Genomic DNA, 26,894 nt, shown 5'->3' on the forward strand with positions numbered 1-26,894 from the left:
GCGCACACGGGCGGACGCGGCGGCGGCCACGGTGGGAACCCCACCGTGGCCGCCGCCGTGCCGGGCCGGCTCAGAAGAGGCCGACCACGTTCCCCTCGGTGTCGAGGTCGATGCGCTCGGCGGCGGGGTGCTTGGAGAGCCCCGGCATCGTCATGATCGACCCGGCCAGCGCGTAGACGTAGCCGGCGCCGGCGGCCAGGCGCACCTCGCGGATGGGCAGGCGCCAGCCGGTGGGCACACCCTTGAGCGTGGGGTCGTGGCTCAGCGACATCTGCGTCTTGGCGATGAGCACCGGCAGGTCGCCGTAGCCGCGCTCGGTGTAGCGCGCCAACGCCTTGGCGGCGGCCGGGGCGATGTCCACGCCGTCGGCGCCGTAGACGCTGGTGGCGATCTTCTCGAGCTTGGTCTCCAGGGAGTCGGTGAGCTCGTAGGTGGGGGTGAAGGTCACCTCGTCCTCGCAGGCCTCGGCCACGGCGCGGGCCAGCTCGCGGGCGCCCTCGCCACCGTCGGCCACGTGGGTGGAGACGGCCACGCGCGCCCCGGCCTCGGTGGCGACGCGGCGGATCACCTCGTGCTCGCTCTCGTGGTCGGTGGGGAAGGCGTTGATGGCCACCACCGGCTGCACGCCGAAGCTCTGGATGATCTCGATGTGCTTGCGCAGGTTGCCCGCGCCGGCCTCCACGTCCGCCGGGCCCTCGGTTCGCATCTCCGGCGGCAGCTCCTTGCCCACCTTCACCTCGAAGCGGTCGGAGTGCGCCTTGAGCGCGCGGACCGTGACCACCACGACCGCGGCGTCCGGGGTGAGCCCCGTGGCGCGGCACTTGACGTTGAAGAAGCGCTCGGCGCCCATGTCGGCGGCGAACCCGGCCTCGGTGATGAGGTAGTCGCCGGTCCGCGAGCCCACCTGGTCGGCCACCACCGAGGAGTTGCCGGTGGCGATGTTGCCGAAGGGGCCGGTGTGGATGAGCACCGGCGTGCCCTCCAGGGTCTGCAGCAGGTTGGGCTTCAGCGCGTCCTTGAGCAGCACGGCCATCGCGCCGGCGGCCTTGAGGTCCTCGGCGGTCACCGGCTCGCCGGCCTTCGTCCAGCCCACCACGATGCGTCCGAGGCGCTCGCGCAGGTCGGCCAGCGAGGTGGCCAGGGCGAGGATCACCATGACCTCGCTGGCGGCGGTGATGTCGAAGCCGGACTGGCGGGTCACGCCGTCGGCCGGGCCGCCGTTGCCCTCGATGACGGCGCGCAGCGAGCGGTCGTTGACGTCCATCACCCGGCGCCAGTCGATGGTGTGCAGGCCCAACTCGTTGCCGTGGTGCAGGTGGTTGCTCACCATGGCGGCCAGCAGGTCGTGTGCGGCGGTGACGGCGTGGAAGTCGCCGGTGAGGTGCAGGTTGAGCACCTCCATGGGCACCACCTGCGAGTAGCCGCCCCCGGCCGCCCCGCCCTTGATGCCGAACACCGGGCCGAGCGACGGCTGGCGCAGCGCGAGCACGGGGGAGTGGCCCTCCTTGGCCATGCCCTGGGCCAGGCCGACGGCGGTGGTGGTCTTGCCCTCGCCGAAGGGGGTGGGCGTCACGGCGGTGACCACCACGTAGCGGGCACGAGGGCGGTCAGCCAAGCGATCCACGGCGGCCAGGTCCACCTTGGCCACGTGGCGGCCGTAGGGCTCCAGCAGGTCCTCGGGCAGGCCCATGTCGGCGCCCACCTCGGGCAGGGGGCGCAGCTGGGCGGCGCGGGCGATCTCGATGTCAGACGGCAGCGGTGTCATGCCGGTCATCCTGCCCCAGCCCGACTCGTGGCGGCAGGGGGTCGTGCGCACCCGTCATCGGCCCGGTTTGGGCAGCGCGGAGGGTGACGGTAGGATCACCGGGTCCGACCCGTGCACGCTCTGCGACCTGTCCCGACGAGGGGCACCGGAGTGCGTCCAGCGGGGAGAGACGACTCGAGTACCTGTCCATCCGGACCCCGAGCACACCTGCGTGCCACTCCCGAGTGCGGGGGCCACGCGCCCGGGGCCCCATCCCAACTGTCCATCGGAGTTCCCACTCAATGACTTCCACCCCCACCGCTGCTCCTGCCGCCGACTTCGCTTCGCAGGAGGAGCTGCTCGCCGCCATCGACGCGACGATGAAGAACTTCGACGATGGCGACATCGTCGAGGGGCAGATCGTCAAGGTCGACCGCGACGAGGTGCTGCTCGACATCGGCTACAAGACCGAGGGCGTCATCCCCTCCCGTGAGCTGTCGATCAAGCACGACATCGACCCCGACGAGGTCGTCGAGGTCGGCGACACCGTCGAGGCCCTGGTCCTCCAGAAGGAGGACAAGGAGGGTCGTCTGATCCTGTCCAAGAAGCGCGCGCAGTACGAGCGCGCCTGGGGCACGATCGAGCAGATCAAGGAGGACGACGGCGTCGTCACCGGTTCCGTCATCGAGGTCGTCAAGGGTGGCCTCATCGTCGACATCGGCCTGCGCGGCTTCCTCCCGGCCTCCCTCGTGGAGATGCGTCGCGTCCGCGACCTGCAGCCCTACGTGGGCCAGGAGATCGAGGCCAAGATCATCGAGCTGGACAAGAACCGCAACAACGTGGTGCTGTCCCGCCGCGCCTGGCTCGAGCAGACCCAGTCCGAGGTGCGCACCTCCTTCCTCAAGGAGCTGCAGCGCGGTCAGGTCCGCCCGGGTGTCGTGTCGTCCATCGTCAACTTCGGTGCCTTCGTGGACCTGGGTGGCGTCGACGGCCTGGTGCACGTCTCCGAGCTGTCCTGGAAGCACATCGACCACCCGGGTGAGGTCGTCGAGGTGGGCCAGGAGGTCACCGTCGAGGTCCTGGACGTCGACATGGACCGTGAGCGCGTCTCCCTGTCGCTGAAGGCGACCCAGGAGGACCCGTGGCAGCTGTTCGCTCGCACCCACGCCATCGGCCAGATCGTGCCGGGCAAGGTCACCAAGCTGGTGCCCTTCGGTGCGTTCGTGCGCGTCGAGGACGGCATCGAGGGCCTGGTGCACATCTCCGAGCTGGCCGAGCGCCACGTGGAGCTGCCGGAGCAGGCCGTGCAGGTGGGCCAGGAGGTCTTCGTCCGCGTCATCGACATCGACCTGGAGCGTCGTCGCATCAGCCTCTCGCTGAAGCAGGCCAACCAGGTGGGTTCCGAGATCGAGGAGTTCGACCCGACCCTCTACGGCATGGCCGCCGAGTACGACGAGCAGGGCAACTACAAGTACCCCGAGGGCTTCGACCCGGAGACCAACGAGTGGCTCGAGGGCTACGAGGCCCAGCGCGAGGCCTGGGAGAAGGAGTACGCCGAGGCCCACGCCCGCTGGGAGGCCCACCGCGCCCAGATCGAGAAGGCTGCGCAGGAGGACGCCGAGGCCGCCGCGGCCCCGGCCGCTGCCACCTCGTACAGCTCGGGTGGCCCGTCCGAGGACTCCGTGGAGTCCGGCATGGGTGAGGGCACCCTGGCCTCCGACGAGGCCCTGGCCGCGCTGCGCGAGAAGCTCACCGGCAACTGATTCGGTCCGCGGCCCGGCCGCGGAAGCGCTCTGACGGCCCCGTCCACCCCTGTGGTGGGCGGGGCCGTCCGCGTGGGCGGGGTGGACAGCAGACAGGAAGGACGTGCGTGTGGACGACGTGCAGACGGCGGGGGAGACCCGGGTGCTGCTGCTGGGTGGCACGGCCGAGGCGCGGGAGCTGGCCGCGCTGCTCGTGGACGCCGGGGTGCCGGTGACCTCCTCGTTGGCCGGGCGGGTGTCGCGTCCGCGGTTGCCGGTGGGGGAGGTCCGCATCGGCGGGTTCGGGGGCGTGGACGGGCTCGTGGACGCCCTCCGCGCGGGCCGGTGCACCCACCTCGTGGACGCGACGCACCCCTTTGCGGTGGGCATGCGCACCCACGCGGTGCAGGCGGCCGAGCGGGCCGGCGTGCCGGTGGTGCGCCTGGCGCGGCCCGGGTGGCGGGAGCACCCGCTGGCGGCCACGTGGACCTGGGCCGACGACTGGTCCGCAGTGGCCGAGGCCGCCGCGGCGCTGGGGGAGCGGCCCTTCCTCACCAGTGGGCGGCAGACGCTGGGGCACTTCACGCACTGGGAGGACCGGGACGTGCTGGTGCGTGTGGTGGAGCCGCTGGCCCCCGGGGACGTACCGGCCCGGTGGACGGTGGTGCTGGACCGGGGTCCGTTCACCGTGGAGGCCGAGGAGCGGCTGCTGGCCGAGCACCGGGTTGACGTGCTGGTGACCAAGGACTCCGGGGGCGCCTACACCGCCGCCAAGCTCGAGGCCGCGCACCGGCTGGGGGTGCCGGTGGTGGTGCGCTCCCGGCCGGCCTCGCCGTCCGGGATGCCGGAGCTCAGCCGCGCCGAGGACGTGCTGCGCTGGCTGCGCGGGCGGCCCTGAGACCCAGCCGGGCCCCGACGGACCCCACGAGCACCACCTGCCCGATGCGGCGGGTCGCCGTCACGGCGCGCGGGATGTCGGCGGGGCCCACGGGGTGGCCGTCCCCGAGGGTGCCGCGGTCCTCGGTGACACCGGCGTAGGTGTTGCTTCCGCCGAGGCGCACCCCGAGCAGGGCGGCCAGGGCGGCCTCCACGGGGCCGGCGTTGGGGCTCGGGTGGGCCGGGGCGTCGCGGCGCACGGTGGCCAGGACCCGTCCGGCCCGGGGTCCGGCGAGGGCGGCGGTGGCTGCCACGGAGGCCCGGGCCGGCAGGAGGTTGAGCAGGTCGTCGGTGCGCGCGGCGGGGGTGCCGAACCGGGCGTACCGCGGGCTGCGGTGACCCACCATCGCGTCGAGGGTGTTGCAGCAGCGGTGCAGCACCACACCGGGGGCGCCGGCGAGCAGGCCCCAGACCAGGGTGGCGGCCACGGCATCGGACTGGTTCTCCGCCAGCGACTCCACCACGGCGCGGGCGAGGTCGTCCGGACCGGCGGCGGCGGTGTCGCGGCCCACCAACGAGCGAATGCGGTGGCGCGCCCCGGGCAGGTCACCGGCGGCCAGGAGGTCGGCCACGGCGGTGGCCTCCCGTTCCAGGGAGCGCCCGCCGAGGGCGGCCCAGGTGACCACGGCGGTGACCGCGGTGCGGCGCAGCGGGCCGCCCCGGGCGGCGAGGGCGGCGCCGCCCACCCAGGGGGCGGTGGCCAGCACGAGGTGGAGGGCGCCGCGGGTGCGCGTGGGGGCGTGGAGGCGCTGCTCGAGCCACCCGGCCCAGGTGCCGAACCACGCCACCGGGTGGTGGCGGCGCGGGTCGCCCAGGGCGCGGTCGAGGAGGTAGCCGGCCACCACGCCGGTGGCGGTGGGGTCGATGCCGGGGGTGCGCGTCATCGGGCGTCCTTGACGGTGAGGGGGCAGCCGGCCACGACGAGCTCGACCCGGTGGCACCGGGCGGCCACGGCCTGGTTGAGGCGCCCCAGCTCGTCGGCGAACAACCGGCCCGAGGCGTACTCCGAGACCAGGGAGAAGCCGACCTCGCCGCTCACGACGACGAGCTCGTGGTCGAAGCCGGCGACGGCGGTCAGCAGGGCGTCCACGCGGTCGGTCCACGCCGCGCGCCAGGTGGTGCCGGCCTCGTCGCCCCAGGCCCCGACCTCGCCGAGGTGGTGGGAGACCCAGGTGCCCAGCTCGTCGAGGAGCACCGGCCCGGTGGCGTCGGCGAGGACCGCTGGCACGTCGGTGGACTCGACCGTGGTCCAGGTGCTCGGACGGCGCTCCCGGTGGTGGCGGACGCGCTCGGTCCACGCGGGGTCGTCCTCGGTGACCGGGCCGGTGGCCAGGTAGGTGGCGGGAAGGTGGGCCAGGAGCTGCTCGGCGCGGGCGGACTTGCCCGAGCGGATGCCGCCGGTCACGAGCGTCCTCATGCCCACGCCCCCGCCGAGAGCACGACGAGCACGGCGGCCAGGGAGAGCTCGACGACGGCGCCGAAGTGGTCTCCGGTCACGCCGCCGACGGCCCGCCAGGCACCCTGCGCGACGGCGAGGGAGGCGACGACGAGAGCCGCGGTGCAGGCGGGCGCGGCCAGGGCTGCCGCATCGCCCCAGCCGGTGAGCAGGAGCATGACGCCGAGGGCGACGGTGGCGGCGGTGAGCACGCCGACCAGGGCGGCGATGCCGACGGTGCCGGCCACGAGGGCCCCGAGCCCGCCGGGCCGGGCTGCCGGGAACGTGCGGAAGGCCAGCACGGTGCAGGCCGCACGGGAGAACGCGACCGCGCCGGCGACCTCCACGGCCCCCAGGCCCCCGGCGGCGGCCGCCTGCAGGGCGAGTACGAGCACGAGGGCGGCCGTCCCCATCGGGCCGACGTCGCCGGATCGCATGATGGCCAGGGCGCGGTCGCGGTCCCAGCCGCCGCCGAGGCCGTCGACGGTGTCGGCGAGGCCGTCCAGGTGCATGCCGCGCGTGCCCCAGGCGAGCAGGGCGACGACCAGGAGGCCCACCACCAGCGGCGCGAGGCCCAGGGCGTGGCCGGCGGCGGTGACCAGTCCCGCGCCGACGGCCAGCGGGAGGGCGGCCACCGGGGCGAGCACCATCGACCAGCCGCCCTCGGCGCGTGTGGGGGTGCCGACCTCGCCCACCGGCACGCGGGTCAGGGTGCCGACGGACAGCCGCAGGCCGCGTGCGGCCGTGCTCACGGGACCGCCAGGGCGTCGACGACGGGCCCGATGACGACGGCCACCGGGGCGTGCAACTGCTCGGCCCGCGCACGCTCGGCCGCGGTGGCCAGCTGTGCTCGGACGGTGCGCTGGGCGGGCGTGGAGCCGTTCTCCACCATCGCGACCGGGGTGTCGGCGGGCATCCCGGCATCGCACAGGGCGGCGGCGATGTGGGGCAGGTTCTGCAGGCCCATGAGCACCACGAGGGTGAGGCCGCTGGTGGCCAGAGCGGCCCAGTCCACCTGGCTGCGCGGGTCGCCGGGGGGCACGTGGCCGGAGACGACCGCGACGCCCTGCGAGGTGCCGCGGTGGGTGACCGGCACGTCGGCCAGGGCAGGGACGGCCAGGGCCGAGCTCACACCGGGCACGACCTCCACCGGGACACCGGCCGCGGCGCAGGCGAGCCACTCCTCGCCGCCGCGGCCGAAGAGGAAGCCGTCGCCGCCCTTGAGGCGCACCACCGTGCGACCGGCCAGCGCGTGCTCCACGAGGACGGCGTTGATCGCCTCCTGGCTCGTGGACTCCCCGCGCGGGATCTTGCCCACGTGCACCACGCGGGCGTCGGGGCGGGCCTGGTCGAGGACGGAGAGCGGCGCCAGCCGGTCGCAGACCAGGACGTCGGCCGTGCGCACGGCCTCCAGGCCCCGGGTGGTGAGCAGGCCGGGGTCGCCGGGGCCGCCGCCGACGAGCAGGACGCGTCCGGGCGTGGGCGCGCCCTCCGCGGGCTCACGCGATGCGGGCGCCCCGTCCGCCACCTCCCCGCCGGCGCGGTGCACGGCATCGAAGGACCACGGGTCGGGGTCCGGCACGTAGGTGGCCCACCCGCGCGCCACGAGGTCGTCGAGCTGGGGCGTGCGCTGCGCCTCGGGCACGTGCACGGCGTGCCCCTGCTCGGTGAGGCGGGCGAGCAGGCCGGGCAGCTTGGGGCCGTGGCCGTGCACGAGCACGCGGGTCATCGGGGGCCTCCCTCGGGGCGGGGGGTGGTCAGGACGGTGGACAGGGCCGCCAGCAGCCGGTCGGTGGCCTCCGGCGGGCGGACGGCGAGGCGGACCCACGCGGCGCCGAGGCCGGGGAAGGTGTCGCAGCGGCGGACGGCGAACCCGGCGGCGCGCAGACCGGCGTGGACACCCACGCCGACGCGCACCGTGACGAAGGGCGCCACCGACGGCAGGGGATCCAGGCCCAGGGCGCGCAGACCGGTGACGAGGTGGTCCCGGTGGGCGGCGATCTCGGTGGCCCACCCGGCGACCTGCTGCTGCGCGGCGGGGGAGGCGGTGTGCTCCAGGGCGGCCAGCGCGAGGGCGTTGACCGACCAGTGGGGTTGCTGGTCGGCCAGTCGGGCGACCAGCCTCGGGTCGCCGGCGACGTACCCGGCGCGCACCCCGGCGATGCCCCAGGTCTTGGTGAGCGAGCGGACTACGAGCACGCCGGACAGGTGGTCGCGGTGCGCAGGGGCCAGGAGGGACTCGGCCTCGCCGGGCACGAGGTCCATGAACGCCTCGTCCACCACGAGCACCCGGTCCTCCCCGGCGAGCGCGAGGAACTCCTCGCCCCGGTGGAGCCGGCCGGTCGGGTTGGTCGGGTTGCCGACGACCACGAGGTCGGCGGGGCCTGCGGCGGTGAGCAGCCCGGCATCGAAGGGGGTGGCGGCGTCGACCGGCAGCACGACGGCGCGGGCGGGGCGTCCGGCGCGGCGCAGGGCCTCGTCGGGCTCGGTGAACTGCGGGTGCACCACCACGGGGTCGGTCGGCGTCAGGGCCCGCGCGACGAGGGTGAACGCCTCCGCGGCGCCGTTGGTGGGCAGCACCTGTGCCGGGTCGAGGCCGTGGAGGCCGGCGAGCGCCTCCTGCGCGGGCCGGGGGTCGGGGTAGCCGGCGGCGTCGGCCAGGGCGGCCTGCAGCACCGGCAGCAGCTCGGCGGCGGGCCGGGGCACGCGGACGTTCACCGCGAAGTCCTCCAGGCCCGCGGCCAGCTCGGCGTCGCCGTGGTGCGCTGCGCCCGGTGACGGCGCGGCGGCGTGCACCGCCTCGGCGAAGGCCACGCCGAGCCCGGGGTGGCCCACTGGGTGGGTGTGCAGGAAGGACGCGTGCAGGGTGGGGTGCCCGGTGCCGGCCGGGTCGGCGGAGAAGCCGTCGGCCGCCCCGTCCCACCGCCACGCCGGGGACTGGGCCTCCCCCTCGATGCGGGTGCGGTGGATCTCGTGGCCGCGCACCACGCCGCCGGCCGGGGCGAGCAGCGTGTCGGCCGGCGCGGTGGCCTCGCGGTAGCCGAGCACCGAGCGCGCCCCGAGGTGTGCCGCGCCCGGGAGCACGCCGGCCATCGGGTGGCCCTCGAGCTGCTCCAGGAGCAGCAGCGTGCCACCGCCCTCGGCCCAGGTGGGCACGCCGGCGCGCACCGCGGCGGCGAGCGCCTCCAGGCCCGGGCGGCGGGCGGCCAGCGCCTCGGCGTGCACCTCCGGGTAGCCCCCGGGCAGCAGCAGGCCCCGCGTCCCCGGCGGCAGGGCGGTGTCCACGAGCGGGTCGAAGGGGATCGGCTCCAGGCCGCGGGAGCGCAGCAGCTCGAGCGTCTCGGGGTAGCAGAAGCCGCTCGCGGGCCCGGCGGCCACGGCCACGACCGGTCGCGCACCGCCATCGGGCCCCTCGCCCCCGTCCGTCGCGCGCACCGGTGGCTCCCAGGGCGCCGCCTCCAGGGGCCCGGCGGTGCGGGCCAGGTCGAGCACCGCGTCGAGGTCCACGTGCTCGGCCACCACCACGCCGATCCGCTCCACGGCAGCCTGTGCGTCCTCGCGCTCCCCGGCGGGTACCAGGCCCAGGTGGCGGGCGGGGGAGGCCAGCTCGGCGTCGCGGGGCAGCACCCCCAGCACGGGGACGCCCACCTGTTCCACGGCGCGGCGCACCTCGGCGGCGTGCCGCAGCGACCCGAGGCGGTTGAGCACCACCCCGCCCACGCGCACCCCCGCATCGAGGGTGGCCAGCCCGTGCACGACGGCACCGACGGTCCGCGAGGCCGAGGAGGCGTCGACCACGAGCAGCACCGGTGCGCCCACCAGCTGGGAGACGTGCGCGGTGGAGGCCCACCCGTCGGTGCCCAGGCGCCCGTCGAACAGGCCCATGACGCCCTCGACGACGGCGACGTCCGCAGCGGTGGGCAGCGCAGCCGAGCGGGCGAGCACGGAGGCCACGTGGTCCTCGCCCTGCAGCCACGGGTCGAGATTCCGCCCGGGGCGGCCGGTGGCCACGGTGTGGAAGGTGGGGTCCACGAAGTCCGGCCCCACCTTGGCCGGCGCGACGGCGAGCCCGCGGGCGGTCAGGGCGGCCATGAGCCCGGTGGCCACGGTGGTCTTGCCGTGCCCCGAGGCGGGGGCCGCCACCACGAGGCGGGGGAGGTTCACCACTCGATGCCGCGCTGTCCGCGCTGCCCGCGGTCGAAGGGGTGCTTCACCTTGGTCATCTCGGTGCTGATGTCGGCCACCTCGAGCAGGGCCGGGTGCGGGTCGCGCCCGGTGATGACGACGTGCTGGGTGCCGGGGCGCGCCGCGAGGGTCGCGGCCACCTCCTCGCCGTCCACCCAGCCCCACGTGATGGGGTAGGTGAACTCGTCGAGCACGTAGAGGCGGTGGGTCTCGGCGGCCAGCCGACGCTGGACCTCGCGCCAGCCCTCGAGGGCGTCGGCGGCGTGGTCCTCCTCGGACCCGCGGGTGCGCGACCACGACCAGCCCGAGCCCATCTTGTGCCACTCCACCGGGCCGCCCTGACCGGTGGCGGCGTGCAGCTCGCCGAGCGCCTCGAGGGCCTGCTGCTCGCCGATGCGCCACTTGGCGGACTTCACGAACTGGAACACGCCGATGGACCAGCCCTGGCTCCACCCGCGCAGCGCGAGGCCGAACGCGGCGGTGGACTTGCCCTTGCCCTGGCCGTGGTTGAGCACCACCACCGGCTGGTGGCGGCGCTGGTTGGTGGTGCGGCCGTCCTGGGGTGTGACGGGGGTCTGGCCCTTCGGCATCAGGCGGCCCTCCCTGCGGGTCGGTGGGCGGCCACGGCCTCGAGCAGGCCGTGGGCGGAGACGCTCTCCAGCGGTACGTGCGTGGCGCCCATGCGGTGGGCGAGGTCGGCGGCCAGGTGCATGCGGAAGCGCCCGGCCTCGCAGTCCACCACCACGGTCTCCGGCGCGGTGGCGTGCCACGCGTCGGCGATGGCGCGGGCGCGCTCCAGGGCGTTCTCGCCGCTCGTGGCGCGGCCGTCGGTCACCAGGACCACCAGGGCGCGACGGCGCGGGTCGCGCACGGCCTCGGAGCGCAGCGTGGTGGCGGTGGTGGTCAGGCCCTCGGCCAGTGGGGTGCGGCCGCCGTGGGGCACCTCGGCCAGGCGGGCGGCGGCCAGGTCCACCGAGGAGGTGGGCGGCAGCACCAGGCGGGCGTCCTCGCCGGAGAAGGTCACCAGGCCCACCTTGTCGCGGCGTTCGTAGGCGTCCACGAGCAGGCTGAGCACGGCGGTCTTCACCGCGGCCATGCGCTTCCGGGCGGCCATGGAGCCGGAGGTGTCCACCGCGAAGAGCACGAGGTTGGACTCCCGGCCCCGCAAGCGGGCGTGCCGCAGGTCGTCGGGCAGCACGCGCAGGCGGCCGGTGGGCTCGCTGGCCCCGTGCGATGCCGTCGCGCCCGCCCGCCGTGTGGCCGCGGCGCGGACGGTGGCCGGCAGGTGCACCGGGCCGCGGCCGGTGGGGTCGGTGCCCACCCGCCGGCCGTGGGTGGTCTCGGCCTGGCTGCGGCGCCCGGCGGCCCCGTGGCCCAGGCCGCGGATCTCGAACCGGCGGGTCCGGTAGGGCGCGTCGGCGGCCGCCAGCCCGATGCGGGCGGGGCCGGTGGTGTCGTCGGCGCGGGGTGCGTCGTCGGCCTCGGCCGTCTCACCGCCGGGGGAGTCGGGAGAGTCGGTGCCCGTCTGCGGGCCCGACTGCGGCTCGGGCGGCGTGGGGCGCTCGCGACGGTCGTCCGCGGCGGGCTCGCCCGGATCGGGCTGGTCCCCGCCCTCCTGGGGACCGTCGCCATCCGGCGTGCCGTCGTCGCCGGGTCCCTCGGGACCCTCGTCGGGACCGTCCGTGGGCGGCTCGGGGTCCTCCTCGTCGAGCAGCCGGTCGAGCAGCTCCTCGTCGAGACCGGGCGGGTCGAACGGCCCGCGGCGCCGCCGGTGGGCCAGGGCGAAGCGCGCGGCGGCCCGCACGTCCTCGCGCTCCACCGTGGTGCGCCCCTGCCACACGGCGTGCGCGGCCGCGGCCCGGGCGATGACGATGTCGGCGCGCATGCCGTCCACGTCGAAGCCGGCGCACACCCGCGCGATGGTGCGCAGCGTGCGGGCGTCGAGCACCACCTCGCCCAGCGCCGCCCGCGCGCTGCGGATCCGCGCGGCGAGCTCCTCCTGGGCGGCGGCGAACCGTGCGCGGAAGCCGGCGGGGTCGGCGTCGAAGGCCAGCCGGCGCTGCACCACCTCGGCGCGCACGCCGGGCTCGCGGGAGGCCGCCACGTCCACCGACAGCCCGAACCGGTCGAGCAGCTGCGGGCGCAGCTCGCCCTCCTCGGGGTTCATCGTCCCGACGAGCACGAACCGCGCCGGGTGCGTCAGGGAGATGCCGTCGCGCTCCACGGTGTTGGCCCCCATCGCCGAGGCGTCCAGCAGCAGGTCCACGAGGTGGTCGTGCAGCAGGTTCACCTCGTCCACGTAGAGCAGCCCGCGGTGCGCCTGGGCCAGCAGGCCGGGGCGGAACGCGGCACGGCCGGCGCCGAGCGCCTCGGCCAGGTCGAGCGCTCCGGCCACGCGGTCCTCCCCGGCGCCCACGGGCAGCTCCACCAGACGCGTCGGGCGGGAGGTGGCGGCCGCGTCCTCGTGCGGACCGTCCGGGCAGTCGGCGGCCGGGACGGCAGGGTCGCACGCGAAGCGGCAGTCCTCCACCACGTCCACCGGCGGCAGCACCTCCACCAGCCCGCGCACGATGGTGGACTTGGCGGTGCCCTTCTCGCCGCGCACCAGCACGCCTCCCACCTCAGGGGCGATGCAGCTGAGCACCAGGGCGAGCGACAGGTCGTCGGCGCCGACGACGGCCGTGAACGGGTAACGACTCATGGGTCCTCCTGGCACGTGACCGCGCGTGCCGGCATCGGGGCACCGGCGCGGACGCACCGGCGGCCGCGGGCGACGTCCTGACTCGCCCGAGAGGGCTCACAGTGGCGGGACCGTTCCGGACTCTCACCGGATTCCTCGCACGCGACGGGCGACATGATCGCAGACGGCTCGCCGCGTGCGACCACATAGGGTGACCGCCATGATCGAGGTGGTGGGAGTGGGCGAGGACGGCCCCGCGGGCTGGTCGCCGGCCGTCGCCGCCCTCGTGGAGGCCGCGCCGCGCGTGGTCGGGGGAGCGCGCCACCTGGCGATGCTGGAGCCGCGCCCCGGGCAGGAGCGCCTCACCTGGCCCTCCCCGCTGCGCGCCGGGCTGCCCGGCCTCTTCCCGGGTGCCGGCCGCGACGGCCTGACGGTGGTCCTGGCCTCCGGGGACCCGCTGCGCTCCGGCATCGGCACCACGCTGCTCGAGGAGTTCGGGCCCGGGGCGGTGCGCATCCACCCGGCGCTGTCCTCCGACACCCTGGCCCGCGCCCGGATGGGGTGGGCGGCGGAGTCCGTCGAGGTGGTCACCGTGGTGGGCCGCGACCCGCGGCGGCTGCTGCCCGCGCTGACGCCCGGCGCCCGCCTCGTGGTGCTCTGTTCCGACGGCGGGGGGCCGGAGGCGCTCGCGGGGCTGCTCCGCGAGGCCGGCTGGGGGTCGGCGCGGCTGACGGCCCTGTGGCACCTCGGCGGTGAGCGCGAGGGACGCCGCGAGGGCACCGCCGCCACCTGGGAGCCCGCACCCACGCCGGACCTCGTCGTCCTGTGCGTCGAGCTGCCGGCTCGCGGCGCCCCCACCGTGGGCACCGGGCCGGCGCCCGGTCGCCCGGACGCGCTGTTCACCGACGGCGGCATGATCACCAAGCGCGACCTGCGCGCCGCCGCTCTCGGGCGCCTGCGCCCGGTGCCCGGCGGCGTGCTGTGGGACCTCGGGGCGGGGTCCGGGGCGGTCGGCATCGAGTGGGCCCTGGCCGCCCGCGGGGCGCGCGCGGTGCTCGTGGAGCGCGACACGGGGCGCGCCGCGGCCGCCGAGCAGGCCGCGGCGCGTCTGGGCGTGGCCGACCGCGTCACCGTGCTGCGCACCACCACCGCGGCCGCCGTGGCCGATGCGGACCTGCCCACCCCCGACGCCGTGTTCTGCGGTGGCGGCGTGACCGCCGAGGTCGTCGACGGCGCCCTGGCCGGCCTGCGCCCGGGCGGCCGGCTCGTGGCGCACGGCGTCACCGTGGAGACCGAGCAGGTACTGCTGGCCGCACAGGCCCGCCACGGCGGCGAGGTGAGCCGCACCGCCATCGAGCGCCTGGCGCCGCTGGGCCGCCTGCGCGGCTGGACCCCCGCGCGCACCGTGACCACGTGGAGCCTCGTCACCGGCGAGGGCGCCTGCACGGGAACCACCGACCACCCCACCGACCCCCGAGGAGAGTCGTGACCGTCCACTTCATTGGAGCCGGACCCGGCGCCGCCGACCTGCTCACCCTGCGCGCCGTCCGCCTGCTGGCGGGCTCGGCGGTGTGCCTGTACGCCGGCACCTACCTGGACGACGAGGTGCTGGGCCACTGCCCGCAGGGCGCGCGGCTGGTGAACACGCAGTCGATGACGCTCGACGAGATCACCGCCGAGATGGTCGCCGCGCACGAGGCCGGGCACGACGTGGCGCGGCTCTGCTCCGGCGACCCGTCGGTGTACAGCGCAGTGGCCGAGCAGGCCCGCCGCCTCGACGCCGCGGGGGTGCCCTGGGACGTCTGCCCCGGCGTGCCGGCCTACGCGGCGGCCGCCGCGGTGGTGGGGCGCGAGCTCACCGTGCCGGAGGTGGCGCAGTCGGTGGTGCTCACCCGCGCGCAGAAGGACTCCACGCGGATGCCGGCCGGCGAGGAGCTGGCGAACTTCGCCCGCACCGGGGCCACGCTCGTGCTGCACCTGGCCATCCGCCACACCCGGCGGCTGGCCGCCGAGCTCACCGAGCACTACGGGGCCGACTGCCCGGTGGTCGTGGGCTCGCTGGTCAGCCAGCCCGACGAGCTGATCCTGCGCGGGACGCTCGCGGACATCGCCGACCAGGTGGAGGCCGCCGGGCTGCGGCAGGCCGCGGTCATCCTCGTGGGGCCGGCGCTGGCGGCCGGTGACACCGACTTCGTGGAGTCGCACCTCTACAGCTGCGACCGCCGCCGCGGCTGAGGCCGGGAGGCCCGCGGCGATGCCGGCCTCTCAGCCCTCCACGTAACGCGGCGTCCACACCCGGTCGTCGGCCGTCACCCGCGTGCTGCGGGCACCGACGAGCACCAGGCAGCCCATGTCCACCACCTCCGGGTCGAAGGACGCCAGGTCGGTGACCTCCAGCGCCTCGCCCTCGCGGCTGACCTGTCGCGCGACGGCCACCACGTGGTCGCCGGGCAACTCCTCGCGCAGCACCGCCACGACCTCGCCCAGCTGGTGCGGGCGCGAACGGGAGCGCGGGTTGTAGAAGGCCATCGCCAGGTCGGCGCGGGCGCAGGCGCGCACGCGGTCCAGCACCACCTCGAGGGGCTTGAGTCGGTCCGAGAGCGAGATGAGCGCGTGGTCGGCGCCCAGCGCGGCACCCGCCAGGGCCGATGCGGCGTGCGCCGCGGTCACGCCCGGCACCACCGTGACCGGCACCGCGCCCAGGGCCGCGGTGGCCGGGTCGGCGTCGCCGGCGGCCACCTCGCGGGCCTCGAAGACGGCTGCGGCCATGCCGAACACCCCGGCATCGCCCCCGGAGACCACGGCCACGTGGTGCCCGGCGGCGGCCAGCTCCAGCGCCTGGCGTCCGCGGTCCACCTCGACGGTGTTGCCGCTGGGCAGGCGCACCAGCCCGTCGCGCTGCGGCACGCGCGCCAGGTAGGGCGCGTACCCGATGACGTGCGTGGCCGCCGCGAGCACGGCATCGGCCTGCGGGGTGCGCAGGGCGTCGTCGCCCGGACCCAGCCCCACCACGTGCAGGGAGCCGCCTCCGCCCGCCGCCGGTGCGGCCTGCGGCACGGCGCGTCCCGCGGCATCGGCCCGGCGGTCCTGCCCGGGCACCACCACCAGGGCCATGTACGGCACCGTGGCGGGGTCCACCTCGGCCACGGGCAGCACCCGCTGCGTGCCGCGGCTGGCGTGCTCCACGTACACGGCGCGGTCCAGCACCCCGGCCTCGCGCAGCGCCTCGCGGACGGTGGGGAAGGTGCGGCCCAGCTTCATCACCACGGCGGCGTCGGTGTCGGCCAGGCGACGCGCCAGTTCGGCCACCGGCAGGGTGCCCGGCAGCACGGTGAGCACGTCCTCGTGGCGGCACAGCCCGGTGCCGACGGCGGCGGTGGCGGCCGAGGGGGAGGTCACCCCGGGCACCACCTCGACGGTGAACTCCTCGCCGAGCAGGTCGCGCACGTACATGGGCGAGCCGTAGAAGAGCGGGTCGCCCTCGGCCAGCAGCACCACGTCGCGCCCGGCGCGCAGGTGCTCGCCCAGGCGGGCGGCGCACTCGGCGTAGAAGGCCGCCAGGCGCTGGTGGTAGTCCTCGGTCGGGCCGGTGGTGACCGGGTAGACGAGCTCCTCCTCGGTCACGCCCTCGCCCAGGAACCCGGCCGCGATGGCGCGCGCGGTGCTGGGTCGGCGCGGGGCGCGGTGGTAGGCCACCACCGGCGCGGCAGCGATGAGGCGCTCTGCCCTGCGCGTGACCAGCTCGGGGTCGCCCGGTCCCACCCCGACGACGTGCAGGGTCCCGGCGGTCACAGGATCTCCTGCGCGGTGGCCAGGGCGTTGAGCGCCGAGGCGGCCAGGGCCGACCCGCCCCGGCGACCGTGGACGGTGAGCCACGGCACCTGGCCGCCGGGCAGGTCGGCGTCGTCCAGGCGGTGGGCGGCCAGGGCCTCCTTGGACTCCGCCGCACCGACGAATCCCACCGGCATCCCGACGATCGCCGCCGGCCGCGGGGCCCCGGCGTGGAGCATCTCCAGCAGGTGGAACAGCGCCGTGGGTGCGTTGCCGATGGCCACCACCGCCCCCTCCAGGTCCGGCTCCCACAGCGACACCGCGGCGGCCGAGCGGGTGGTGCCCCACGCCTCGGCCAGGCCGGCGGTGCGGTCGTCGCGCAGCAGGCAGCGCACGGCGTTGTCCGCCGGCAGACGAGCGGAGGTGATGCCGGCGGCCAGCATCCGCGAGTCGGTGAGGATCGGCGCCCCGGCCTCCAGCGCGCCGCGGGCTGCGGCGACCACGTCGGGGTGCCCGGCCACCACCGCCGGCAGGGAGGTGTCGCCTGCCGCGTGCACCATCCGCACCGCCACGGGGTGCAGCGCCTCGGGCAGGTGGGTCAGGTCGGTCTCGCGCCGGATGGTGGCGAAGGACTCGCGGTAGATGGCCCGCCCGTCGGTCTCGTACGGGTAGGTGCGGGGCGGGGCGAGGGGCTCAGCCTCGGTCATCGAGGGCCTCCAGGACGTCGTCGGGGGAGGTGGGCAGCACCACCCGGGCGCCGGGCGGACGGCCGCAGGCGCGCGCACATCCCACCACGTGCACCGGGGGCGCGGCGGGGGAGGTGGAAGTAGTGGTGGTGGAGGAGGTGGTGCGGGTGGCGGTGGCGGCCTCCGCGGCCGCGCGGGCCCACGCGAGGGTCGGCACCTCGGTGCGGGTGCAGTGCGGCGCGCCGATGCAGGCGGTGGTGCGGGTCAGGGGGTGCCCGGGCGTTGTCAGCAGGCCTGTGGCTTCCAGTGCGTCCTCGGCGCCGGGGGCGGGGTCGCGCAGCACGAGGGAGCGCGCGGGGGTGACGACGAGCGAGCTGCAGACCGCCGCCACGGCATCGGCCTGGGCCGGGGTGAGCAGACCGAGGGGGACGCCGACCACGCGATCGCGTCCATCGGGTGTGGGCCCGGGGGCCGGGGGCGGCGCGACACCGTCCGGGACGCGCTCCTCCCACCCGGTCAGCACGGGGGAGCCCTCGGGCAGGTCGCGCAGGTTCCAGGTGCCGGCGCCCGGGCGGTGGGCGAGGAAGCGGAGCATCAGGTCCACCACGGCACGCGGCACGTCCCGGCGGTCGCAGCCGCGGGCCCGGTCGCCGGCCAGCAGCGTTCCCCGGTCCGGGTCGGCCGCCTCGGGCCGCCAGGCCACGTCGAAGGGCAGGTCCAGGTGCGTGCCAGCGGCATCGGCCAGCACGGTAAGCCAACGGCCGGGGAGCTCGGCCAGGGCGGGCTCGGCGAGCACCGCGGCGTCGACGGCCTCCACCACCGGGTCCAGCACACGGGCGGGCGCGGCCACCAGCGTGCGGGCGCGCTCGTGGTCGTCCGAGGGCAGCAGGCCCAAGGCTCGGACGGCCTCCTCGAGGGCCTGAGGCACCGCGTCGGGCAGGCCCCGCAGCTGCAGCGACGCGCGCGAGGTGAGCTGCAGGAAGGGTGTGCCGTGCTCGGCGGCGAGCGCGGCCAGCCGCACCAGGGAGGTCGCCGGCAGGCGGCCACCGGGGACACGGACGCGGACCAGGGCACCGTCGGCCGCCCGGTGCGGACGCAGCACCCCCGGGCAGCGGTCGGGGGCGTCGTGGGCGGTCACGCGCGGAACTGTAGACGAGGGCGCGACGACGAGGACGTCTGCGGTACAGGTCTTGCAATGTCGGCACATTGAGGACCTCGGCCAGTGGCATGACGCAGACGGAGATCGCGCGCCAGACCGGTCGCAGCTAGCCGGAGATCTCCCGCATCCTGCGCTTCCACGGCACCACGGAGGGCGCCCGGTCCCTGCGCCGCCACGCCGCGGAGGTGAAGCGGCTGGTCGCGGAGCACGGCGGGTCGCAGGTGAGGGTCCTCGGGTCGACTGCCCACGGGACGGACGGTCCGGAGTCGGACATCGACCTGCTGTTCCTGCCGTCGAGGACGCTCGGTCTCATGGAACTGGTGGCCCTGGAGCGGGACATCTCCACGATCCTCGAACGCCCTGTTGACCTCGTGGCGGAGCCTGCCCTTCACCCCCTCGTGAAGGATCGTGTCCTGGCCGAGGCGGTGCCGTTGTGAAGCGCACGCGCACTGAGGTCATCGCGGAGGCGGTGACGCACCTCGACGCCTGACGGACCGATCAGACGACCGCCCGGCTCCCGGGATACGCTGCGGCCGGCCCAGCGTGGCCCGAGCCACATCCGCGTCCCCGAGCCCGAGGAGCCCCCGTGACCCGCATCGCCCTGGTGTCGACCTCCGACACCGACCTCCTGAGCGCCCGCGCCAGTGGCGCCGACTACGCGGTGGTCAACCCGGCGCGCACGGACCCGGCGACCGCGGTCCACGGGGCCGACGTGGTGGTGGTGCGCCTGCTCGGCGCCCCCCAGGACCTGCCCGACCTGTGGCCCGGCATGCAGGCCACGGTCGATGCGGGCACGCCCGTCGTGGTGCTCGGCGGCGAGCAGGCCCCCAACGCCGCCCTCATGGAGCTCTCCACCACCCCGGCCGGCGTCGCGTCCACCGCGCACGGCTACCTGGCCGAGGGCGGACCGACCAACCTGGCCTCGCTGCACGCCTTCCTGGGCGACACGCTCCTGCTCACCGGCGAGGGCTTCGACCCCGTGGTGCCCACCCCGGCCTGGGGCGTCGCCGAGCGCCCGGGCGCCACGCCCACCGAGGGCGGCCCCCGCATCGGCATCCTCTACTACCGGGCCCAGCACGTGGCCGGCAACACCGCGTACGTGCACGCCCTGGCCGATGCCGTGGACGCCGCCGGGGGCGCCGGTGAGCCGGTGTTCGTCTCCTCCCTGCGCGACGCCGAGACCGAGCTGCTGGAGCACCTGCGCCGCTACGACGGTCTGGTGACCACCGTGCTGGCCGCCGGCGGCACCCGGGCCGCGGACGCCTCCGCCGGGGGCGCCGAGGACGCCTGGGACGTGGCCGACCTGGCCGCCCTGGACGTGCCGATCGTGCAGGGCCTGTGCCTCACGTGGAGCCGCGCCGAGTGGGAGGCCTCCGACGACGGCCTCTCACCCATGGACGTGGCCACCCAGGTGGCGGTGCCCGAGTTCGACGGGCGCATCATCTCGGTGCCGTTCAGCTTCAAGGAGCTCGACGCCGACGGGCTGCCCACCTACGTGGCCGACCCCGAGCGCGCCGCCCGCGTGGCCGGCACCGTGGTCAACCACGCCCGCCTGCGCACCGTCCCGCCGGCTGAGCGGCGCATCGCCGTGGTGCTCTCGGCGTACCCCACCAAGCACTCGCGCATCGGCAACGCGGTGGGCCTGGACACGCCCGTCTCCACCATCCGCCTGCTGCGCGCGATGCGGGAGGCCGGGTACGACCTCGGCGCGCCCGGCGAGGTGCCGGGCCTGGACGGCGTGGAGCCGGTGGAGGGCGAGCACCCGGACACCACCGCGGGCAACGCGCTCATCCACGCCCTCATCGCCGCCGGCGGGCAGGATCCCGAGTGGCTCACCGACGCGCAGCTGGGCGACGCGCACGTGCGCATCCCCGCGGCCACCTACCGGCGGTGGCTCGAGGCGCTGCCCGCTGAGCTCACCGACGCGATGACCGAGCACTGGGGGCAGGCGCCGGGCGAGCTGTTCGTCGACTTCTCCCGCGACCCCGAGGGCGAGATCGTCACTGCCGCGATCCGCGCCGGCAACGTGGTGCTGCTCGTGCAGCCGCCGCGCGGCTTCGGGGAGAACCCCATCGCGATCTACCACGACCCGGACCTGCCGCCCACCCACCACTACCTGGCCACCTACCGCTGGGTGGCCGAGGAGTTCGGTGCGCACGCCGTGGTGCACGTGGGCAAGCACGGCAATCTCGAGTGGCTGCCGGGCAAGTCGCTGGGCATGTCCGCGGCCTGCGGCACCGATGCCGCCCTGGGCTCGCTGCCGCTGGTCTACCCCTTCCTCGTGAACGACCCGGGCGAGGGCACCGAGGCCAAGCGCCGCGCCCACGCCACGGTGGTGGACCACCTCATCCCGCCGATGGCGCGCGCGGAGAGCTACGGCGACATCACTCGCCTGGAGCAGTTGCTCGACGAGTACGGCAGCGTCTCGGTGATGGACCCGGCCAAGGCCCCGGCCCTGCAGACGGAGATCTGGACCCTCATCCGTGCCGCCGAGCTGCACCACGACCTGGGCCTGGAGGACATGCCCGGCGAGGACGACTTCGACGACTTCGTCATGCACGTGGACGGGTGGCTGTGCGAGATCAAGGACGTGCAGATCCGTGACGGGCTGCACGTGCTCGGGCAGGCGCCGGAGGGCGAGCAGCTGGTGGACCTCGTGACGGCCGTGCTGCGCTCGCCGCAGATGTTCGGTGGGCAGCGCGGCGGCATCCCCGGGCTGCGCACCGCGCTGGGCCTGGTGGAGGGCTCGGACGACCGCGTGGCCACCGACCGCGCCGAGGAGCGCGCCCGGGCCCTGGTGGCCCGGCTGGCCGAGACCGGCTGGCAGGCCGGTGCGGTGCCCGGCCTCGTCGACGGGCTGCTGTCCGAGCTGGCCGAGGGCGAGGGTGAGCGCGCTGGCGCGGCCGCGGGTGCCGACGCTGGCCCCGCTGTGGACCGCGAGGGCGTCGTGGCCGCGCTGCAGTTCGCCTGCACCCAGGTGGTGCCCCGCCTGGCGCAGACGCCCGGCGAGATGGACGCCGTGCTGCACGCCCTGGACGGCGGGTACACGCCGGCCGGTCCCAGCGGGTCGCCGCTGCGGGGACTGGTCAACGTGCTGCCCACGGGGCGCAACTTCTACTCGGTGGACCCCAAGGCCATCCCGAGCCAGCTGGCCTACCAGACCGGGTCGGCGATGGCGGCCTCGCTCGTGGAGCGGGCGCTGGCGGACTCCGGGGAGTACCCCGAGTCCGTGGGCCTCTCGGCCTGGGGCACCTCGGCCATGCGCACCAGCGGAGACGACATCGGCGAGGTGCTCGCACTTCTCGGTGTCACCCCGGTGTGGGACGAGCAGTCCCGCCGTGTGGTCGGGCTGGAGCCGATCGGCCTGGAGGAGCTCGGGCGCCCTCGCATCGACGTCACGGTGCGCATCTCGGGCTTCTTCCGCGACGCCTTCCCGCACGTCATCGACCTGCTCGACGACGCGGTGGCCCTGGTGGTGGACCTCGACGAGCCCGAGGAGATGAACTTCCCCCGCAAGCACGCCCTGGCCGACCTCGCCGAGCACGGCGACGCCCGGCGCGCGAGGACGCGCGTGTTCGGCTCCAAGCCGGGCACCTACGGCGCCGGCCTGCTGCAGGTGATGGAGTCCGGCACCTGGCGGGACGACGCCGACCTGGCCGAGGTGTACACCACCTGGGGCGGGTACGCCTACGGCCGTGACCTGGACGGCGCCCCGGCGCGCGAGGACATGGAGCGCAACTACCGCCGCATCACCGTGGCGGCCAAGAACGTGGACAACCGCGAGAGCGACATCCTCGACTCCGACGACTACTTCCAGTACCACGGCGGCATGGTGGCCACCGTGCGGGCGCTCACCGGCACGGCACCGGCCGCGTACGTGGGTGACTCCACCTCGCCGGACGTGGTGCGCACCCGCACCCTGGCCGAGGAGACCTCCCGCATCTTCCGGGCCCGCGTGGTCAACCCGCGGTGGATCTCCGCCATGCAGCGCCACGGCTACAAGGGCGCCTTCGAGCTGGCCGCCACCGTGGACTACCTCGTGGGCTTCGACGCCACGAGCCACGTGGTGCCGGACTGGATGTACGAGCAGACGGCCCGCTCCTACGTGCTCGACGAGGAGAACCGCGCCTTCATGACCCACGCCAACCCGTGGGCGCTGCGCGGCATCATCGAGAAGCTGCACGAGGCCGCCGAGCGGGGGCTGTGGGAGGAGCCCGACGCCGAGCTCCTGCAGCAGATGCAGCAGGTGTACCTCGACGTCGAGGGCGACCTGGAGGAGTGATGGAACCACCCCGCCCCACTCCCCGCATCGGGGACCCCAGCTCCGCGGCGCAGCGGGCCGCCGACCCCTCCGGCTGGTCGATGGGGGAGCAGGTGCGCGCCGCGTTGGAGGACGTGCTGGGCGCCCGGCGTGACATCCGCCGGTTCCGCCCCGACCCGGTGCCCGAGGAGCTGGTGCGCGAGGTGCTCGCCGCCGGGCACGCAGCGCCGTCGGTGGGGCACTCCCAGCCGTGGCGCTTCGTGGTGGTCCGCGACCCGGCCACCCGCGACCGGGCGGCGCACCTCGCAGACGCGGCGCGCGTGGCCCAGGCGGACCTGCTCGTGCCCGAGCGGGCGGCGCGGCTGCTGGACCTCAAGCTCGAGGGGCTGCGGGAGGCCCCGGTGGGCGTGGTGGTGGCCTGTGACCGCCGCACCCCGGCCGCCGGCGTGCTGGGGCGTGCCACCTTCCCGGACACCGACCTGTGGTCGTGCGCGTGCGCCATCCAGAACATGTGGCTGACCGCCCGGGCGCTGGGGCTGGGCATGGGGTGGGTGACCCTCTTCGAGCCGGCGGACCTGGCGGGTCTGCTCCACCTGCCCGAGGGCGTGGAGACGCTGGGCTGGTTGTGCCTGGGCTGGCCGGACGAGCGGCCGCCGGAGCCGGGGCTGCAGCGGGCGGCGTGGTCGCGCAAGGCGCCTCTGGAGGACGTCGTGCTCTCCGAGCGGTGGCCCCAAGAGGGGGACGCCGCCCCGGACGCTCCGGTCTCGCACCTGCGCGGGCCGGCGGCCGACCGTCTCGTGGGCTCCACCGACGCCGCCGACCGCCTGCTGGCACCTCCGGAGGCGCTGGGGGTGCTCGACCGGGTGGCCAGCCGGGTCGCCGCGCTGGCGGGCCCCGGGATCGCCGGGGGCACGCTCGTGCTGGCCGGGGCCGACCACCCGGTGACCGCCCACGACGTCTCGGCCTACGCCACGCGGGTCACGTACGACGTGCTCACCGCCGCGGTGGCCGGCGGGTCGCTCGGGGCGGCCCACGCGCGCGCTGCGGGGCTGGAGGTCCTCGTCGTCGATGCTGGCTGCGCCACCGAGGTGCGCGGGGCCACGGCCGCCCGCCCAAGGGGGCCGCAGGGCGACCTCGTGTCCGCCGACGCCCTCACCGAGGCCGACGTGGACGCGCTCCTGGAGGCCGGTCGGGTGCTGGGGCGGGACGCCGCGCTGAGCGGTGGGCCCGCAGGCCCGGGGCTCGTCGTGCTCGGCGAGGTGGGCGTCGGAAACACCACCGTGGCCGCCGCCCTCGCCGGGGCCCTCCTGGGGCTGGAGCCTGCGGAGGCCGGCGAGCTCGTGGGGCTGGGGGCGGGGTCCGACGACGCGATGGTCGCCCGCAAGCGCGCCGTGGTGGCCGCGGCCCTGGAGCGCACCGGTGCGTCGCCCGGGGACGCAGCGGGTGCCCGGCGGGCCCTGGCGGCCGTCGGCGGGCCGGAGGTCGCGGTGCTCACCGGGGTCGCCCTCGGGGCGGTGGAGGCCGGTGCACCCGTGGTGCTCGATGGGCTGGCCACCTGCGTGGCGGCCCTGGCCGCGACCCGCATCGAGCCGGCCGTGCAGGCACACCTGGTGGCCGGGCAGCGCTCCCGGGAGGTGGCCCACCCCCGGGTGCTCCGCGCACTCGGGCTGGAGCCCCTGCTGAGCCTGCGCCTGCGGGCCGGCGAGGGGGTGGGGGCCTGCCTCGCCGCCGGGATGGTGCTGGCCACCCTCTCCGCGCGCCGGGAGACCGTCCGCACGGCCGAGGACGCGCCGGGGCAGGACGCGCTGAGGGAGGACACGGCGGGGGAGTGAGGTCGGCCCAGCGGGCCGGGGCCGTCAGTCCACCGGGCCGGCGCCGAGCGCGTACACGTCCATGACCCAGCCGTGCTGCTCGCGCAGGGCGGCACGGACCGCTGCCACCTCGTCGACCACCTCGGCCAGCCGGCCCGCCCGGAGCTCCTGCTGGGGGAGCCCCAGACAGGCGCCCCAGTGCAGGCTCAGGTCGGGGGCGCGGTCCACCAGCTCGCGGCAGGTCAGGTGGCCGTCGAGCATCACCACCGTGGGGCCCAGGTCCGGTGTCCACTCCTGCAGCAGGCGTCGTCCGGTGGTCACGTGCACCGGCTCGCCGATGCCGTGCAGCACCGTGCCGTGCGCGGCGGCGAGGGCCTGGAAGGCGGTGATGCCCGGGGTCACCCTCAGGTCGAGGGGTAGGGTCTGGGCAACGTGGTGCAGCACCCGGAGCGTCGAGTCGTAGAACGCCGGGTCGCCCCACACGAGGAAGCCGGCCACCGCGCCCTCCGGCAGGGTGGCGAGCTGTTCGCGCCAGGCTCGGGCGCGGGCGTCGTGCCAGTCCTCGACACCCCGGGTGTAGGCGGCGCCCCGGCGCGGCGCATCAGCTCCGCGCTCGGGGTCCACGACGGCCACGACGCGATAGCTGCCCTCCTCGAGGTGGGTGCGGCACAGCGCCTCCCGGGCAGCCAGCAGGTCGCGGGCCGCGCCGCCCTTGTCGGCCACGAGGAAGACGTCCACCTCCTGCATCGCGGCCACCGCCTGCATGGTCAGGTGTTGCGGGTCGCCGGCCCCGATGCCGATGACGTGCACCCGCCGCGCGCTCACGCCACACCCGCCCGCGCGAGGTCGAGCATCAGGTCGAGGTCGAGGTGCTCGGCGCACGCGTCGGCCAGTATGTCCACCATCGCGCTACGGCGGGCCACGAACCCCGGAGCGGACGGGTCCGCGATCCACGACGAACCCGCGGCGGAGGCCACCTCGGTGAGCCACGCGCGGCGGAAGGGGTCACCCTCGAGCAGACCGTGCCAGACCGTGCCCCACACCGCGCCGGACCGGGCGCCGCCCACCCAGGTCTCCTCGGCGTCGATGGTGCCGTGGTGGATCTCGTAGCCACTCACGGGCAGGCCCTGCCAGGTGCCGTTCGGGCGGGCGAGCGTCTTCTCGAGGTGGAAGGTCACCGTGCCCGGGAGCAGGCCCAGCCCGTCCACCGCGGCGCCGGACTCGACCGGGTCCACGAGGCGTTCGCGCAGCATCTGGTCGCCGCCGCAGATGCCCAGCACGGGTCGGGCACGGCGTGCCCGCTCGGTGACGACCCGGTCCAGCCCGCGTGAGCGGAGCCATTCGAGGTCGCTCACCGTCGCGCGGGAGCCGGGGAGGACGAGCAGGTCGGCCTCCCGGCACAGATCGGGGTCGGTGGTGACGTGCACGTCCACGTCCGCCTCGGCGCGTAGCGCGTCCACGTCGGTCGCGTTGCTCGTGCGGGGGAGGCGCACGACGGCCACGTGCAGCCTGCCCTCCGTGGCGTCGAGGGCGGGGGCTGCCGTCCAGCCGAGGGTGTCCTCGCCGTCGAGCCAGACGTCGGTGAGCCAGGGCACGACGCCGGCGCACGGCATCCCGGTGCGGCGGGTGATCTCCTCCAGACCCGGTTCCAGGACCGAGGCGTCGCCGCGGAACTTGTTGATGACGTAGGCCGCCAGGTGGGTCCGGTCGGCCTCGTCCACCAGAGCCCAGGTGCCGTACAGGGCCGCGAGCACCCCGCCGCGGTCGATGTCGCCGACGACTGCGACCGGCAGGCCGAAGCGTCGGGCGAGGCCGAGGTTCACGTAGTCGCCGCTACGCAGGTTCACCTCCGCGGGGGAGCCGGCTCCCTCGGCCACCACGAGGTCCACCGAGGCCGAGAGCTCCTCGAATGCCGCGAAGGCCGCCTCGCGCAAGTGCTCCCGCCCCGTGGCGTACTCCCCAGCCCGCAGCTCTCCCGCGGGACGGCCACGCAGCACCACGTGGGAGCGGCGGTCAGAGCCGGGCTTCAGCAGCACCGGGTTGTGCAGGCTCGAGGCCTCCACGCCGGCGGCCTCGCACTGCAGGTACTGTGCCCGGCCGATCTCCGAGCCGTCGGCGCACACCATCGAGTTGTTCGACATGTTCTGCGCCTTGAACGGGGCCACCCTCACCCCCTGCCGCGACCACGCCCGGCACAGGCCGGTGACGAGGAGGGACTTGCCGGCGTCGGAGGACGTCCCGGCGACGAGGATGCCGTTCACGCGCGCCATCGTAGGAAACGCGGCCTGCTGCCCCACGCGACCCCGGCGGTCCCGGCCCTGCTGGGTGCGGCCGTGGGTGGCTGGGCCTGGCCGTCCCCGACTCCCTGTGCAGGCCCGGCGGCTGGGGGCGGACGGGGTGGGGCTCAGGGGTTGCGGTAGTCGTGGGGTGTGGTGGTGTACCTCTGGCCCAGGAGGCTGGTCCAGTGGATGGTGCCGTCGGGGT

The 26,894-nt window shown here is 75.9% G+C and carries 20 protein-coding genes and 1 riboswitch; of the genes, 7 read left to right on the forward strand and 13 right to left on the reverse strand.

Going from position 1 to position 26,894, the window contains the following annotated elements:
* Nucleotides 1-70: 70 nt before the first annotated feature.
* Entirely contained in the window at nt 71-1,765 is a 1,695-nt protein-coding gene (locus tag CYJ76_RS07800) for a formate--tetrahydrofolate ligase (protein ID WP_101849771.1), read from the reverse strand.
* Nucleotides 1,766-2,046: 281 nt separating this feature from the next.
* Between CYJ76_RS07800 and rpsA the strand changes: the two genes are divergently transcribed.
* Nucleotides 2,047-3,507, forward strand: coding sequence for a 30S ribosomal protein S1 (gene rpsA, locus CYJ76_RS07805; protein WP_070705131.1), 1,461 nt, complete (start codon nt 2,047-2,049; stop codon nt 3,505-3,507).
* A 109-nt stretch (nt 3,508-3,616) separates the two neighbouring features.
* The gene (locus CYJ76_RS07810) at nt 3,617-4,384 is read left to right on the forward strand and encodes a cobalt-precorrin-6A reductase (protein ID WP_238138192.1); all 768 of its coding nucleotides are present in this window, start codon (nt 3,617-3,619) and stop codon (nt 4,382-4,384) included.
* On the opposite strand, the gene CYJ76_RS07815 is transcribed toward CYJ76_RS07810, so the two are convergent.
* Genes CYJ76_RS07815 through CYJ76_RS07845 form a run of 7 tightly spaced genes read right to left on the reverse strand, consistent with a single transcriptional unit; the run spans nt 4,338 to nt 12,743 of the window.
* Nucleotides 4,338-5,306, reverse strand: coding sequence for a cobalamin biosynthesis protein CobD/CbiB (locus CYJ76_RS07815; RefSeq protein WP_101849748.1), 969 nt, complete (start codon nt 5,304-5,306; stop codon nt 4,338-4,340). The genes CYJ76_RS07810 and CYJ76_RS07815 overlap by 47 nt on opposite strands.
* Nucleotides 5,303-5,839, reverse strand: coding sequence for a bifunctional adenosylcobinamide kinase/adenosylcobinamide-phosphate guanylyltransferase (locus CYJ76_RS07820; RefSeq protein WP_101849749.1), 537 nt, complete (start codon nt 5,837-5,839; stop codon nt 5,303-5,305). Before CYJ76_RS07820 ends, CYJ76_RS07815 begins: the two co-directional genes overlap by 4 nt.
* The gene (locus tag CYJ76_RS07825; RefSeq protein ID WP_101849750.1) at nt 5,836-6,609 is read right to left on the reverse strand and encodes an adenosylcobinamide-GDP ribazoletransferase; all 774 of its coding nucleotides are present in this window, start codon (nt 6,607-6,609) and stop codon (nt 5,836-5,838) included. The genes CYJ76_RS07820 and CYJ76_RS07825 overlap by 4 nt, the downstream gene beginning before the upstream one ends.
* Nucleotides 6,606-7,586 (reverse strand): uroporphyrinogen-III C-methyltransferase, encoded by a 981-nt coding sequence (cobA, locus tag CYJ76_RS07830; protein WP_101849751.1) that lies wholly within the window; start codon nt 7,584-7,586, stop codon nt 6,606-6,608. Before cobA ends, CYJ76_RS07825 begins: the two co-directional genes overlap by 4 nt.
* On the reverse strand, nt 7,583-10,021 hold the full coding sequence (locus tag CYJ76_RS07835) for a cobyrinate a,c-diamide synthase (protein ID WP_101849773.1): 2,439 nt from the start codon (nt 10,019-10,021) through the stop codon (nt 7,583-7,585). Before CYJ76_RS07835 ends, cobA begins: the two co-directional genes overlap by 4 nt.
* A complete protein-coding gene (gene cobO, locus CYJ76_RS07840) occupies nt 10,018-10,632 on the reverse strand; it encodes a cob(I)yrinic acid a,c-diamide adenosyltransferase (RefSeq protein ID WP_101849752.1) in 615 nt (204 codons plus the stop codon). The genes CYJ76_RS07835 and cobO overlap by 4 nt, the downstream gene beginning before the upstream one ends.
* Entirely contained in the window at nt 10,632-12,743 is a 2,112-nt protein-coding gene (locus CYJ76_RS07845; RefSeq protein ID WP_101849753.1) for a VWA domain-containing protein, read from the reverse strand. The genes cobO and CYJ76_RS07845 overlap by 1 nt, the downstream gene beginning before the upstream one ends.
* Nucleotides 12,744-12,817: 74 nt before the next feature.
* Nucleotides 12,818-12,878, reverse strand: a riboswitch (cobalamin riboswitch).
* Between the two features lie 64 nt (nt 12,879-12,942).
* Between CYJ76_RS07845 and cbiE the strand changes: the two genes are divergently transcribed.
* Nucleotides 12,943-14,211 (forward strand): precorrin-6y C5,15-methyltransferase (decarboxylating) subunit CbiE, encoded by a 1,269-nt coding sequence (gene cbiE / locus CYJ76_RS07850; protein WP_101849754.1) that lies wholly within the window; start codon nt 12,943-12,945, stop codon nt 14,209-14,211.
* Nucleotides 14,208-14,957 (forward strand): precorrin-4 C(11)-methyltransferase, encoded by a 750-nt coding sequence (gene cobM, locus CYJ76_RS07855; RefSeq protein ID WP_070705540.1) that lies wholly within the window; start codon nt 14,208-14,210, stop codon nt 14,955-14,957. Before cbiE ends, cobM begins: the two co-directional genes overlap by 4 nt.
* A gap of 30 nt (nt 14,958-14,987) precedes the next feature.
* Here the strand turns inward: cobM and cobI are convergent, their stop codons facing one another.
* Genes cobI through CYJ76_RS07870 form a run of 3 tightly spaced genes read right to left on the reverse strand, consistent with a single transcriptional unit; the run spans nt 14,988 to nt 18,317 of the window.
* Nucleotides 14,988-16,514, reverse strand: a complete 1,527-nt coding sequence (cobI, locus tag CYJ76_RS07860; RefSeq protein WP_101849755.1) for a precorrin-2 C(20)-methyltransferase — start codon at nt 16,512-16,514, stop codon at nt 14,988-14,990.
* On the reverse strand, nt 16,511-17,200 hold the full coding sequence (locus tag CYJ76_RS07865; protein ID WP_101849756.1) for a precorrin-8X methylmutase: 690 nt from the start codon (nt 17,198-17,200) through the stop codon (nt 16,511-16,513). Before CYJ76_RS07865 ends, cobI begins: the two co-directional genes overlap by 4 nt.
* Nucleotides 17,187-18,317 carry a cobalamin biosynthesis protein CobG gene (locus tag CYJ76_RS07870; protein ID WP_238138193.1) on the reverse strand — a complete coding sequence of 377 codons (1,131 nt, stop codon included), beginning with the start codon at nt 18,315-18,317 and terminating at the stop codon, nt 17,187-17,189. Before CYJ76_RS07870 ends, CYJ76_RS07865 begins: the two co-directional genes overlap by 14 nt.
* A 185-nt stretch (nt 18,318-18,502) precedes the next feature.
* On the opposite strand from CYJ76_RS07870, the gene CYJ76_RS07875 reads away from it, so the two are divergent.
* The 3 genes from CYJ76_RS07875 (at nt 18,503) to bluB (ending at nt 24,431) form a co-directional block, all read left to right on the forward strand.
* Nucleotides 18,503-18,775, forward strand: a complete 273-nt coding sequence (locus CYJ76_RS07875) for a nucleotidyltransferase family protein (protein WP_269148620.1) — start codon at nt 18,503-18,505, stop codon at nt 18,773-18,775.
* Between the two features lie 149 nt (nt 18,776-18,924).
* Nucleotides 18,925-22,620, forward strand: coding sequence for a cobaltochelatase subunit CobN (gene cobN / locus CYJ76_RS07880; RefSeq protein WP_101849759.1), 3,696 nt, complete (start codon nt 18,925-18,927; stop codon nt 22,618-22,620).
* Nucleotides 22,620-24,431, forward strand: a complete 1,812-nt coding sequence (bluB, locus tag CYJ76_RS13100) for a 5,6-dimethylbenzimidazole synthase (RefSeq protein WP_101849760.1) — start codon at nt 22,620-22,622, stop codon at nt 24,429-24,431. Before cobN ends, bluB begins: the two co-directional genes overlap by 1 nt.
* Before the next feature lie 24 nt (nt 24,432-24,455).
* Here bluB and cobF read toward each other — a convergent pair whose 3' ends face one another.
* Entirely contained in the window at nt 24,456-25,235 is a 780-nt protein-coding gene (cobF, locus tag CYJ76_RS07890) for a precorrin-6A synthase (deacetylating) (RefSeq protein ID WP_101849761.1), read from the reverse strand.
* Nucleotides 25,232-26,671 (reverse strand): cobyric acid synthase, encoded by a 1,440-nt coding sequence (locus CYJ76_RS07895; RefSeq protein ID WP_101849762.1) that lies wholly within the window; start codon nt 26,669-26,671, stop codon nt 25,232-25,234. Before CYJ76_RS07895 ends, cobF begins: the two co-directional genes overlap by 4 nt.
* Between the last annotated feature and the right edge of the window lie 223 nt (nt 26,672-26,894).

This window comes from Kytococcus schroeteri, assembly GCF_002847825.1.
Taxonomy (GTDB): Bacteria; Actinomycetota; Actinomycetes; order Actinomycetales; family Dermatophilaceae; genus Kytococcus; species Kytococcus schroeteri.

Coding starts and splice junctions, on each gene's coding strand:
- cbiE (WP_101849754.1), top strand. CDS start 12,943: ATGATCGAGGTGGTGGGAGTGGGCGAGGACGGCCCCGCGGGCTGGTCG.
- bluB (WP_101849760.1), top strand. CDS start 22,620: ATGGAACCACCCCGCCCCACTCCCCGCATCGGGGACCCCAGCTCCGCG.
- CYJ76_RS07820 (WP_101849749.1), bottom strand. CDS start 5,839: ATGAGGACGCTCGTGACCGGCGGCATCCGCTCGGGCAAGTCCGCCCGC.
- CYJ76_RS07865 (WP_101849756.1), bottom strand. CDS start 17,200: ATGACCGAGGCTGAGCCCCTCGCCCCGCCCCGCACCTACCCGTACGAG.
- cobA (WP_101849751.1), bottom strand. CDS start 7,586: ATGACCCGCGTGCTCGTGCACGGCCACGGCCCCAAGCTGCCCGGCCTG.
- cobO (WP_101849752.1), bottom strand. CDS start 10,632: ATGCCGAAGGGCCAGACCCCCGTCACACCCCAGGACGGCCGCACCACC.
- rpsA (WP_070705131.1), top strand. CDS start 2,047: ATGACTTCCACCCCCACCGCTGCTCCTGCCGCCGACTTCGCTTCGCAG.
- CYJ76_RS07800 (WP_101849771.1), bottom strand. CDS start 1,765: ATGACACCGCTGCCGTCTGACATCGAGATCGCCCGCGCCGCCCAGCTG.
- CYJ76_RS07845 (WP_101849753.1), bottom strand. CDS start 12,743: ATGAGTCGTTACCCGTTCACGGCCGTCGTCGGCGCCGACGACCTGTCG.
- CYJ76_RS07815 (WP_101849748.1), bottom strand. CDS start 5,306: ATGACGCGCACCCCCGGCATCGACCCCACCGCCACCGGCGTGGTGGCC.